The 12,038-nt window shown below is 64.6% G+C and carries 9 protein-coding genes and 1 pseudogene; 4 read left to right on the top strand and 6 right to left on the bottom strand.

What is annotated here, in order from left to right; genetic code table 11:
* Position 1 precedes the first annotated feature (1 nt).
* The 4 genes and pseudogenes from bpln_RS25550 to bpln_RS34500 form a co-directional block, all read right to left on the bottom strand.
* Positions 2-568 (bottom strand): carboxymuconolactone decarboxylase family protein, encoded by a 567-nt coding sequence (locus tag bpln_RS25550; RefSeq protein WP_055140374.1) that lies wholly within the window; start codon positions 566-568, stop codon positions 2-4.
* A 146-nt stretch (positions 569-714) separates the two neighbouring features.
* The gene (locus tag bpln_RS25545) at positions 715-1,272 is read right to left on the bottom strand and encodes a carboxymuconolactone decarboxylase family protein (protein WP_055140373.1); all 558 of its coding nucleotides are present in this window, start codon (positions 1,270-1,272) and stop codon (positions 715-717) included.
* Between the two features lie 159 nt (positions 1,273-1,431).
* Entirely contained in the window at positions 1,432-2,343 is a 912-nt protein-coding gene (locus bpln_RS25540; protein ID WP_042627982.1) for a LysR family transcriptional regulator, read from the bottom strand.
* 106 nt (positions 2,344-2,449) lie between these two features.
* Positions 2,450-2,728 (bottom strand): annotated as a pseudogene (locus bpln_RS34500) (tyrosine-type recombinase/integrase); the annotation flags it as partial.
* 202 nt (positions 2,729-2,930) lie between these two features.
* Here bpln_RS34500 and bpln_RS25530 point away from each other — a divergent pair.
* Positions 2,931-5,153, top strand: coding sequence for a TonB-dependent siderophore receptor (locus tag bpln_RS25530; RefSeq protein ID WP_082465437.1), 2,223 nt, complete (start codon positions 2,931-2,933; stop codon positions 5,151-5,153).
* A 28-nt stretch (positions 5,154-5,181) separates the two neighbouring features.
* Here bpln_RS25530 and bpln_RS25525 read toward each other — a convergent pair whose 3' ends face one another.
* On the bottom strand, positions 5,182-5,763 hold the full coding sequence (locus tag bpln_RS25525; protein WP_042627979.1) for a hypothetical protein: 582 nt from the start codon (positions 5,761-5,763) through the stop codon (positions 5,182-5,184).
* 95 nt (positions 5,764-5,858) lie between these two features.
* Here bpln_RS25525 and bpln_RS36160 point away from each other — a divergent pair, with 95 nt between their 5' ends.
* Positions 5,859-6,428, top strand: a complete 570-nt coding sequence (locus tag bpln_RS36160; protein ID WP_148654179.1) for a hypothetical protein — start codon at positions 5,859-5,861, stop codon at positions 6,426-6,428.
* 118 nt (positions 6,429-6,546) lie between these two features.
* Entirely contained in the window at positions 6,547-7,572 is a 1,026-nt protein-coding gene (locus bpln_RS25520; protein WP_042627978.1) for a hypothetical protein, read from the top strand.
* Positions 7,573-7,735: 163 nt separating this feature from the next.
* Here the strand turns inward: bpln_RS25520 and bpln_RS25515 are convergent, their stop codons facing one another.
* Positions 7,736-9,100 carry a DUF2252 domain-containing protein gene (locus tag bpln_RS25515; protein ID WP_244132034.1) on the bottom strand — a complete coding sequence of 455 codons (1,365 nt, stop codon included), beginning with the start codon at positions 9,098-9,100 and terminating at the stop codon, positions 7,736-7,738.
* Positions 9,101-9,913: 813 nt separating this feature from the next.
* Between bpln_RS25515 and bpln_RS25510 the strand changes: the two genes are divergently transcribed.
* The gene (locus bpln_RS25510; RefSeq protein WP_055140370.1) at positions 9,914-12,037 is read left to right on the top strand and encodes a ferritin-like domain-containing protein; all 2,124 of its coding nucleotides are present in this window, start codon (positions 9,914-9,916) and stop codon (positions 12,035-12,037) included.
* Position 12,038: the final 1 nt, after the last annotated feature.

Here is a 12,038-nt window from a genome sequence, read left to right as displayed (position 1 = left end):
CTCATCCAGCCGCTGTTGCTTGCGCTCGGGGTGCCAGGCTCGGCGCGACTGGAAAGTCGATACGGGTTCTGGCCACTTCGTTCAGGTAGTTCGTGAAAACGTTCACGGCCACCTGCGCAACGATCTCGACAATCTGCGCGTCGTTGAAACCTGCCTGCCTCACCGCCAAGACATCGGCATCGACAATATGGCCGCGCTGCTCGGCGACTCGCGCGGCGAATTTCACCAGTGCCGCGGCCTTAGGGTCCTTAGCGCCACCACCCCGATTGCGCGCAATTTCGTCGGGAGACAACCTGGCAAAGTTGATCGCCAGATAGCCATGGGCGGACAGGCAGTAATCCGAACCATTGATTTGGGCAACGACCAGCGCGATTCGCTCGCGGTTTCCGGGATCGAGTGTCTTCGACAGACCGTCCTGGAAAGCGGCGAACGCTGCCAGCGCAGCCGGGCTACTGCCGATCAGGCGGTAAAGATTCGGCACGACGCCCAGCTTTTGATAGACGATGTCCAGTATCGGTTTGCTATCGGCTGGCGCTTCATCGCGCGTAGGGATGTGCAAGCGAGACATCGGCGATTCCCTCACGAATCGAAGCGTCCGGTAGACACGACAATCCGGCGTGTTGCATCGAAGAAGTGTTCCGACTGACCACGCGCGCACGACAGGCCGCGTGTGGCCGGATCGGGGCGACCATCCATCGGCCATGCGGCCGGACCTCAGGCGGCCTGGCGAGCCCGGGTTTGCAGCGGCGGGAACGTCGCGTCGATGTCGGTCTTGAACGTGTTGTTGAACAGGTTCGTGATGAAGCTAAACGCGGTTTCGGCGACGATGTCGACGATCTGCTCGTCGCTGAAGCCGGCGGCACGCACGGCCTCGACGTCCGCGTCTTCGATGTGACCGCGCGACGTCGCGATCTTGTAGGCGAACTGCAGCGCGGCGTCTGCCTTCGGGTCTGTCGAATGGCCGCTACGGTTGAGTTCCATGTCTTCCGGCGTCAGACCTTGCAGCTTCGCGCCGAAATACGTGTGCGCGGACAGGCAGTAGTTGCAGCCGTTCACTTCGGCGGTCATCACGTGGATGCGTTCGCGGGTCTTGTGACCCAGGCTCTTGCCGAGCGCGCCGTGCATGTCGGCGATCGCCTTCAGTGCGTCGGGGGATTGCGAGATCAGCGCGAAGAAGTTCGGGATCACGCCGAGCACTTTTTCGTAGTTCGCGAGGAACGGTTGCGCTTTGGCGGGCGCTGCGTCTTTCGAGGGGATGGGAAGGCGGGACATGAGATTTCTCCGTGAATCCGAGCCACCGTGGCTTCGGTAGGAGAGATAGTAGGGACTTCCGTCAAAGATAATAATTGGCTATTTTCAAGAACCAGCCTTCCGTAGAATGAAAGGATCGAGGGGGCGGAAAAGCGGCGTATTCGGTAGAGCGAACGCCCGTCAGGTCTTGCCCAGCTCCGACATGGCCGACCGCAACCGGTCGACCGCGAAGTCGAGGAAGACTCTCATCTTGAGCGGCAACAGCCCGCGCTCCCCATGCACGAGACTGACGGGTATCGACTCGACATCGAACCTCGGAAGGACGTGAACAAGCTCCCCAGTGCGGAGCGCAGCATCGCAGTGGTAGCGGTACACCCTCGTCAAACCGGTGCGACGGAGCGCAGCCTGTACCGCGGCCTCGGCGGTGGTCACTGACAGGCGCGGGATGATGTTGACGCTGAAATCACGTTTGGTCGCCGGATCCCGAAACCACCATGTCGCGGTGGAAGGGCCAGCGAAGACAACGCACGGAAGCTTTTCCAGGTCACTCGGGTGTCTTGGCTTGCCGTGCGCAGCAAGCAGGTCCGGCGAAGCACACACCAGTGTATCCATCGCGCCAACACGGGTTGCGATCATGTTGCTGTCCGGCAAGGTGCCGATGCGGACTGCCATGTCAACGTGGTCATCGTAGAGATGAAGGTTCCGATCGGAGAGAACCAACCGGACGTTGATCTCGGGATAGGCAGCCAGGAAGTCCGTGACAATGGGCAAGATGTACATATGGCCAAACAGCACCGGCGCGGTGAGAACCAGTTCTCCCCGTGGAGTGGTGTACTCGCCGGCCGCAGTTCGTTCGATTTCCTCGATGTCTTCCATGACGCGTTTGGCCGACTCGACGTAAGCCCGGCCGGCATCGGTCAAGGTCAGCTTGCGCGTCGAACGATGCAGCAACTTCGTGCCAAGGTACTCCTCGAGTTCCGTGACCTTCCGGCTAACTGTCGGGAGCGGCATGTTCAGGGCCTTCGCGGCCGCGGTGAGACTACCTTTTTCGATCGTGAGCAGCACGATCGACATTGCTTCCAGTCTGTCCATTCAATATTCCACGCGATGAAAGAGATCCAACTGGCCGGAACATATCATTGTCTGGAATGAAACATGCACGGCGCCCTTTCCGGCCCTGGAGCGTCAGGCAGGTCAGTCACGGCTCATCCTGGATCCGATAGGCCTGCCCGTCGCGCCAGGCATCGATCAGGCGGGCCCACTCTCGCAGCATGTGGCGCCATTGCTCCGCGCATTCGGCCTTGTCGTAGACCGATCGCGAGGAACGTCCGTCCTCGTGCGCCAGGCACTTCTCGATCCAGTCGCGATTGAAGCCGATTTCGTTCAACGGCGTCGACCCGGTGCGGCGCAGGTCAAGGACGGTGAACGGCTCTAGCGGCAGCCCCTTGGCTGTTGCCCCCTCTGCCACGAGTTGCGTGAACCCGATCATCGTTGCGCCACACGCACCGCTGCCGTAACCGCGAAGGCATTTACGTCACCTGGCTCGATAACGAGAATGAATCTCGTTACCAAACAATCCATGCCGGACAGGAATACGTGAGAAGCGGGCTGGGACGCGGGCCCAAGAACGGGCCGCCGGTTCCCGCGTCTGATCCGGCAGGCCTACCGCGCGAGAGTCCATGTCCATCCATCTGCATCCGTCGCCCGCTTCCGCCGGCGCCGCCCTTCCGGCATTGCGTTGCCGGCCGAAACAATTGCCGCTGCTGCTGGCACTGGTCGGCGTCAGCCGGATCTGCCTGGCGCAGTCCGCCGGCGCGGATGCCGGCGGCGTCACGGTGCTCGCGCCCGTCGCCGTCAACGCCGCGCGCGAGACGGGCGTGACGCCGGTGGCCGGCGTGGTGGCGCACGTCACGCGCACGGCCACCAAAACGGATACGCCGATCAGCGAGATTCCGCAGGCGGTGTCGGTGGTCACGCGCGACCAGATGGATCAGCAGAACGTGCACAGCGTCGGCGACGGCCTGCGCTACACGTCCGGCGTCTACGCGGACAGCCGCATTGGCGGCGTGCTGGAGAGCGTATTCCTGCGCGGCTTCGGCGGATTTGCGGCGGCGGCCACGAGCCCGCAGTTCCTCGACGGCCTGCCGCTGCCGATGGGCATCAGTTGGGCGGCGCCGGTGATCGATCCGTCGGTGCTGCAGCGCATCGAGGTGCTGCATGGCCCGGCCTCGGTGCTGTACGGGCAGGCCAGCCCGGGCGGCATCGTCAACCTGACGAGCAAGCTCCCCACCGCGAAGCCGTATCACGAGCTCGCCGTGGAAACCGGCAGCCGCGGGCGGGCGCAGGGCTCGCTCGATTTCGGCGGCCCGCTCACCGACGACGGCGTCTGGGCGTACCGCCTCAATGCGATGGCGCGCCGCGACGACGAGCAGACCGATCACGGCAAGGAACAGCGCATCGTGGTGGCGCCGACGCTGCAATGGAAACCGGACGCGAGCACGAAGCTGACCGCGTTCGGCCTCTACCAGAACGATCCTGCCAATACGTTCCCGGGCTGGCTGCCGGCCGCGGGCACCCTGACGGCGGGGCCGGCGGGCCGGATTCCCACCCGCTTTTTCCCGGGCGAGCCCGATTTCGACGGCTACGACCGCCGCCAGTACCTGCTCGGCTACGCGTTCGAGCATCGTTTCGACGACACCTGGACGATTCGGCAGAACGTGCGCTACACGCATCTCGGCGTGGATTTCCGCGGCGTGGCCATCGACTTCTCGTCGCCGTTCGGCGCGACGCCCGGCGTGCTGAACCGCGACGCGTCGTGGTCACGGGAGCAGGTCAACAGCGTGACGGTGGACCAGCAGGTGGAGGCGCGCCTGCGCACGGGGCCGCTCAGGCATACGGTGCTGGCCGGGCTCGCCTGGGATCACGAGAACGCCGACATCACCGCGTCGGGCTACGGCCTTGCACCGTCGATCGACTATCTGAATCCGTCCTACGGCCTGCCGCTCGCGCTGCCCGCCGTGGCGCAGCGTTCGCGCCAGCGCGAGGACCGGCTCGGCGTCTACGTGCAGGACCAGATCCGCGTGGGGCGCTGGGCGTTCACGCTCGGCGGGCGGCAGGACTGGACCCGCACCACCACCGACGACGAACTCGGCGGCAGCGCGAACCGGCAGAGCAATCGCGCCTTCACGGGCCGCGTCGGCGGCGTCTACGAATTCGACAACGGGCTGTCGCCCTACGCGAGCTACTCCACCTCGTTCCAGCCCACGCTCGGCACCGATTTCGGCGGCCAGCCGTTCGTGCCGACCCGCGCGAAGCAGAGCGAGATCGGCGTGCGCTACGAGCCGCCGGGCTGGAACGCCGCGATCACGCTGGCCGGCTTCGACATCGACGAACGCAACGTGATCGTGATGGACCCCGACCATCCGTTCAGCAACATCCAGCAGGGCCAGGTGCGCTCGCGCGGCATCGAGGTCGAGGCCCATGCGAAGTTGATGGACCGGCTCGACGCGATCGTCGCCTACACCTGGCTCGACACGATCGACACCGAGGATTCGAACGCCGCCAGCGTCGGCAAGCGCCTGCCGGCGGTGCCGCGCCAGATGGCGTCGGTCTGGCTGAACTACGCGACGCCGGTCGGGCTGACGCTCGGCGGCGGCCTGCGCTACGTGGGCCGCAGCGCCGGCGATACGGCGAACACGTTCGACGTGCCGGCCGTGACGCTCGTCGATCTCGCGCTCGGCTACGACCTGCGCGCCTGGCGGCCGGCGCTGAAGGGCTGGCGCGCCGCCGCGCACGTCAACAACCTGTTCGACCGGACCTACGTGTCGTCGTGCTTCTCGGCGGGCGGATGTTTCTACGGGCAGCGCCGCAGCGTGACGGGCAGCCTGACCTACCAGTGGTAGCGGCCGCCCTCGTCCATCCCGTCGCGGCTTACGGGCAGATGCGTTCGATCGTGACGCGGTCCGGCGTGCGCTCCGGCAGCGTGGCCGCGTAGCGCCGGTAGTCGGCGCAGGTCAGCGGGCGCTGCGGATGGGCCGTGTTGATACCCACGGTCTGGCAGGTGTGGTCGTAGCACTTGGCCAGTACCGCCAGATCGGTCAGGGGCACCTGGCCGCTCGACTTGAACGCGGCTTCGAACTTGTCCTGAATCACCTGGCTGCGCGCGGCCTCGACGAACAGGAACAGCAGCTGGGTTTTCTGCGACTGGTCGACCGCCGTCGGGGCGACGGGAAACGCGTCCGGAAACGTACTGGCATAGAACGTCGGCATGTTGGCCGGATAGTTGTAGTTGATGACGTTGCCGTTGATCTGGTCGACCTGGAAATTGTTGTTGGCGAAGTGCAGCGTGGTGACCGGCGCGTTCGGCACGATGGGGGCGCGATAGACGTTGATCATGTCCCACGCCAGCGCGCCGCCGGTGCGCACGAAGGTCCGCATTGCCTGCAGCACGTTCTGATAGCCGACCACCTTGTCCTGCGGATTGCTGTGTTCGGTAATGACCCAGTTCGGCATGTTGGTACTCCTCTTCTCGGATTGTCAGGTTCGATTGGCGGCCGGGCAGATCACCGGCCGTTCGGCACTCGGAATGCGAGGCGATATTTTCACGCGTGATTTACATCGTCAAGCCTGATATTTCAACGGAACGCGAAACTACGTCGATTTGTGCATTGCATTCTGGCTTTCATGAGGTGCCGCATGAAATTTCCATCAAAAAGAATCACAATATCGCCGGTTTTTACGATGTGTCGTGCCGAAATAATCGTTTGCGCCGCCCGGCGCATTCGGGGTTGGCGAAATCGAGGATCGGTTTCGTTCTGCGGCGCAGCAAACCGCCGGCCGCGTCACGCGTCGACGCATTCCGGCCTCATCGGTCGGGCGTCACGGCCGGGCCGCGTCCGGAAAGGAAATCATGGATCGCTCGCAATCATGCCAAATGCGCCGCCCATGGCCGGTTTGCCGGGTGCCAGCCGCCAGAGCCCGTCCGATCCCGATTGCGCGCCGCCGCGACACATGGGGTTGCCTCGGTGATGAGATGCGGCCGACATTTTTTAATTAATTATGATTCGAATAATCACGAACCGTTGAGCAATCGTGATGCGAATTCATTCCACTCACTCAATTACTGGGCACTCCGGAATAATATTCCGCGCCGCGCTGATTGCATGGTACATGTGTGAGCCATCCTGGGCTCCGGAGGGGGGCGCAGGACGTCCAGTCCCGAAGCGTTTCGCGCATTTCTGGACTCATTCGCTTGTTGCGGCAATTCAAAAAACCTTCATTCCCAAAGGATGCCCAATGAATTCCAATCAACGTCGGTTTCTCGCCCGGCCTGCCCGGGCCTGGCTGCTCGCCCTGGCGTGTCTGCTTCCGGTGGCCGCTGCGCCGGCACACGCCGTCGATGCCGCGGTGCCGTCCGCGCAACTCACGAGCGTCGCTTCACTGAGCGCGGCCGCGCGCCCCGCGAACGTGCCGCTCGACTACGTCGTCACGCCCAACGGCTATTTCGCGCCCGAATGCGTGCAGACCATCCATGCGGACGAACGCCTGCGGGCCGACGGCAGCATCCTCAAGCACGACGGCAGCGTGCGCGCGGCGGCCAGATGCGGCCGCGCGCACTTTGACCGGCAAGGCCACGGCATCGCGCCGAACGCGCCGAGCCAGCAGCCGGCCGCAGCCGCCGACACGGTGAATCCCGCCTACACCGGGTGGATCGAGAGCGCGAACTACAACAACGGCAGCAACGTCGGCCGGCTGCGCGCCAGCTGGAAGGTGCCGTCCACGCCGGGCGACGCCGAGAACCAGACGGTGTTCTTCTTCCCCGGGCTCGAGCAGCTGCCCACCGTGCAGTCGATCCTGCAGCCGGTGCTGGGCTGGAACGGCTTCGGCGATCACGCCTGGACCATCGCGAGCTGGAACTGCTGCACGGCCGGCACGACCACCCACACCGATCCGGCCAGCGTCTCGCCGGGCGACGAGATCGTGGGCGACACGTATTCGCTCTGCGGCACGGGCGTCTACGATTGCGGTTCGTGGTCGATCGTCACGCAGGACACCACCAACGGCCGCAGCGTGACGCTGAACACGGCGCCGCAGGGCCAGTTGCAGTGGGTGTTCGGCGGCGTGCTGGAGGTGTACGGCATCAGCAACTGCAACCAGTTGCCTCCACAGGCGATGACGCAGTTCTACGGCGTGACGGTATGGGATACCAACGGCAACGTGCTGTCGCCGCCCTGGCAGGCCGGCAAGGCCAGTTCGTCGATTTCGCCGCAATGCAACTACAGCGTGGCCGTGAGCCCCGGCAACGTCTACCTGTACTACTGACCTCCCGATCGCGGCCCGGGCCACCCAGGCCTTCAGGCCGCCCAGGCCCGCCGCGCACGCGATCGTTGTCCGGCCGCCGCCGGCACGATCGCGTCGAATCCCCCTCCCGCGCAGCGCGGCCTGCCCCGCCCGGCGGGGGCGCCCTGCCCCCGCCGCGCCGCCATCAATACAGCGGCGTGCCGGCCTGATACGCGCCGACGAACGATTGCCAGTCCAGATTCACCTGCCTCGCGTAGCTGAACGCGAAGTTCGAGATCTCGGTCTGCAGCCCGCTCGTGCTCGTGATCGCGTCGGTCACCTGCTTGTCGATGCTGTAGGTCACGATCGCGCTGTCGTAGTCCTGGTCGGAGATCGCGTGCGCCGAGGCCAGCGCCTGCCCGAGATAGGTGGCCGCCGTGGCGAGCTTGCCCGCGCTGGTCAGCTTCGTGTAGTCGAAGTCCTCCTGATACGGCGACTTCTCGTGGAAGGTGTAGTTCACGCCGTTGACCGTGGCATAGCCCACCAGCACGTCGGCGTTCAGCGTCTGCGCCTTGTTGGTCATCGCCACGCGCGCGGCGTCGTTGCTGCCGTCGGCCGAGGCGAGCGCCTGCCCGTTGCCGCTCGCCACGGCCACCGCGCTCGCCGTCTCCTGCTTCACCTCGAGGATCACGTCGTCGGAGGTGGACGACGACGGCCCCTCGATCAGGATGTAGTAGCGCAGCTTGCCGAGGCTGCCCACGCCCGAGCCGATCTTCTGGTGAATGTCCTTCACCTTGTAGTAGCTGGCCGCGTACTGCTTCGACGAGCCGATGCTGCTGATGTAGCTGCTCATCCCCGCCGAGAGATTGGCATAGGTCGTACCGTCCACCGGCACCAGGCTGCCGGCGATGGTCTGGAAGCTGCGCGCGCCGCCGCTCACCCGCGTGTATTTGGCGAGCAGGTCCGAGCGGCTGTCGTCCTTGGCGTCGCCGATCGTCGACTGCACCACGCCCGAGGTATTGCCGTTCTTGAGCTGGAAGCTCAGTTCGTCGCTGCTGCCCTTGAAGTCGCTCATCTCGCCGACATAGGCGCCGACCATGGTCTTGATGGCGGTGGTGATGTCGCCGTCGGCGATGCCGTTGGCGCGGCCGACCAGCACCATGCTGGTCGCCAGGCGCCGCAGGTCCCAGACGTACTGGCCGAGATAGCCTTCGTCGAAATCGTCGACGCCGAATACCGTGTTGCCGCCGCTGTCCTGCCACGCGCCGAAGTTGCCGATGTGGGCGTCGCCGCCGATCCAGGTGTAGCCGGTCTGCGAGGTGGTGTAGTTCGAGGCCGGCAGCGTCAGCATATCCTGATAGAAGATGTGATCGGTGCCGCGGAAAAACGCGAACGAATCGGCGGCCATGGTCGACATCTTGGTCGCGAGATCGGTGCTGTCGGTGGCCGCGAACGGATGGTTGGCGTTGTAGATCTGGTTCACCACCCAGTTGGTGCGAGAGCTCTGCGCATGCACGGGGGCGACGGCGATCAGGCAGGCGGCGGCCACGGCAATCCACGTCTTTTTCATTGTCGTTCCCAGGGATAAAGAAAAAAGGAGCGACTTCGGTCGCTCCTCGTCGGTGCGTGCTCATTCCAGCAGCGCGCGATGACAAGCTCGTGACCCGCGCCGCCTGGCCCGGTGGTCCGGTTGGGGCGCCTTGCCGGTCGAGCGATGGCACAGGTCACATGCCCGTGCGCGATCGAATTGAATTTTTGTGCAAGGCAAAATCAAAAATCGGGTGAATCAGGATGCAATCGAACCGTGATTTTTTCAACCGGTTGACATGCCAAAATGATTGGCACGCGCGAATGCGGATCGCATGTCGGGGCAATCGGCAGGCTTCCTGCCGGAATTGAAGAAATCGGCGCGACGATTTCTTCAATTCCGGCTGCGGCGTATCGGATAATCGCGGCATGCCGGCGCGTGGCGAGGCCGACCGGTAGCGCAGGACTGCGCCGGCGAGGGCCGACGGTCCCGGCTTTCCGGCCGCTCCCCGCCTGGGCGGCGGGCCCGCCGGGACACATCCGGAAAGCATGCGGCGGCGCATCAAATGAATAGTCGGCAGGGTAAATAATTACCCACGTCTTTCGCAAACGCTTGCGAGAAATTTATCCACGAAGCTTATTTTCTGCGGTAGTCTGATGCGCGCCATTGGCATAACCGCAATCAGGCGATGCCATGGGGTGTAACACGGAAGTAACGCCCGGGTGTTTCAATTCGCGGGGCCACACGAATTGAAAGCATCCGCCATGGCGCTATCGCTCCCGCGCCGTGGGAATGCAAAAAATCAAGCCGCCATGCCCGTTCGGGTCGAGGTGGAAAATCCCTACAGAGGCACATATGACCACGTCTTCAACGATGCTCGGGAAAATCCCCGAGAATCCCTCCCAGATCGTCAATCGCGAGCTCAAGTACTTCCTGTCCGATGTTTCCGCGGTACGCGCCCTGTTGCAGGCGGCCGTGAACGTCGAGCTGTTCACCATCCCGCTCTACATGAGCGCGATGAAGTCGATCCAGGGCACGCACGCGATCAACGCGCAGGATGTCGACTACTACAAGGGGCGCGTCTGGCCGGGCCGCTCGATTGGCCGCATCCCGGCCAACGACCCGCAGAAGAGTGCCGGGGACAATGCCGTCGCGATCGCCAACCAGTCGGCCTACAACACGATCTTCTCGGTGTTCATCGACGAAATGCTGCACCTGCAGATGGCGTCGAACCTGTGCGCGACGCTCGGCCTGGCACCGGACTTCAACAGTCCGGCGCTGCAGGACCAGCGCTACAACTGGACCTGCTACGGCGCGGACCAGACCACCATTCCGCACATCATCGACCTGACGGACCTGAACACGCCGCTGCCGGAGACGAGCATCACGCTGAAGGAGCTGACGCCGAGCCAGCTCGCGCTGTTCATGATCATCGAGCAGAACGACGAACTCGCACAAGGGCAGCTCAAGCCGGAGGGCGAGCGCAAGTACGCGTACTTCCCCGAGGTTCCGTTCGACGGCTGGAAGGCGCACGACAGCGAAACCGATCTGCCGATGTTCGGCACGATCAGCTGGATGTACTACTGCCTGCTCCAGTACACGACCATCCAGTACACGGACGGCGTGACGCTCTGGGAAAAGATGTTCGCCGGCCAGCGCGACCTCTTCAACAGCAAGGCGGGCACGCACCCGATGGCCGAGTACCCGAAGATGCCGTCGCAGATCGGCTCGGCGTCCGCGCTGCAGGCGCAACTCCAGGCCATCGAGATGATCCTGGCGATCTGCGACCAGGGCGAAGGCGGCATCAGCGAGACCACGATCAAGGCGTATCTCGCCATGGTCCACGAGACCGCGCGCCAGCGCGGCGTGATGCTCGCCCGCCCCGTTGCGCTGCTCGAGGCCAACGTGGTGCTCGATCAGTTCCAGCCCGATGCGCATGCGCTCGCGACGGACTATCCGTCCTATGACGATGTCGGCAAGCAACTGCCCGACAGCGACGACGCGATCGCCCGCGTGGACAACGGCAAGATTCCGCACTACGACCGCTTCGCCCTGATCGCCGAGCAATGGATCGGCAACGTGACGACGTGGCGGCAATGGCATGCCGCGGGCAAGAAATGGACGGCCGAGATGCTGACGACCGCCGACTACGACGAGTCCAAGGCGCCCGCCAACATTCCGAAGCCGCAGCAGGTGGCCGACGCGCTGAACGCGCTGAAGCTGAACACGCCGGCCGCGGTTCTGGACAACGTCGCCCAGGGCGCACTCGCCGGCATCACGACGGTGCTGTCGAAGTCCTGGTCCGATCCGTCGGTTGAATTCCCGTTCCCGTCGATGGTGGGCTCGGGCGATCGCATCGCGCTGTTCTGGGCGGTCTACGGCGAAACGCCGACCCTGCGCGCGGCGACCGATGCCCCCGTGGGGGTGCAGGCCGGCGCGGCACGCGCCCTGAATCACGCCTGCCAGTCGCTGTCGCTGGACGGCTCGGGCGGCGCCGACTGCGCGGCGCAGGCGACCTACCACAGCTGCAAGGGCTCCAATCTCTGCGCGACGCAAGGTGGCTGCGGCTTCGTCCAGTCGACCCAGGGCGGCGGCAACTGCTCGTCGTCGAACGTGCAGCTCACCGGTGCCGAGGTCGGCGGCGGTTGCGGCGCACCGACGTTGTACAGCGCACCGGCCGACAACAAGTGCGGCGGCTACGGCGGCTGCGCGGTGCCGATTTCGGCCTCGCAGCTGTATCCGAAGCGCGAAACGCTGACGATGCAGCTCTACAAGTTCGACCCGGACGGCCATCCGGTCGAGCTCACGGATGCCGACGGCAATCGGGTACTCCAGCAAATCCGGTACGGCGACTCCGTCTACGACACCGCGTGGAAGGCCGTCGAGACGGTGCGGGCTCACCAGGACCCGAACTACAAGCCGCAGGACACGCCGCCGCCGGCCACCGACCTGCGCATCGCCCTGCCGCCGTCGACCTGAT

Origin of the sequence: Burkholderia plantarii (assembly GCF_001411805.1) — a bacterium.
In the GTDB taxonomy this organism is placed as follows: Bacteria; Pseudomonadota; Gammaproteobacteria; order Burkholderiales; family Burkholderiaceae; genus Burkholderia; species Burkholderia plantarii.
The sequence above is the reverse complement of the archived record's forward strand: the minus strand, read 5'-3'. Positions and strand labels throughout refer to the sequence as shown.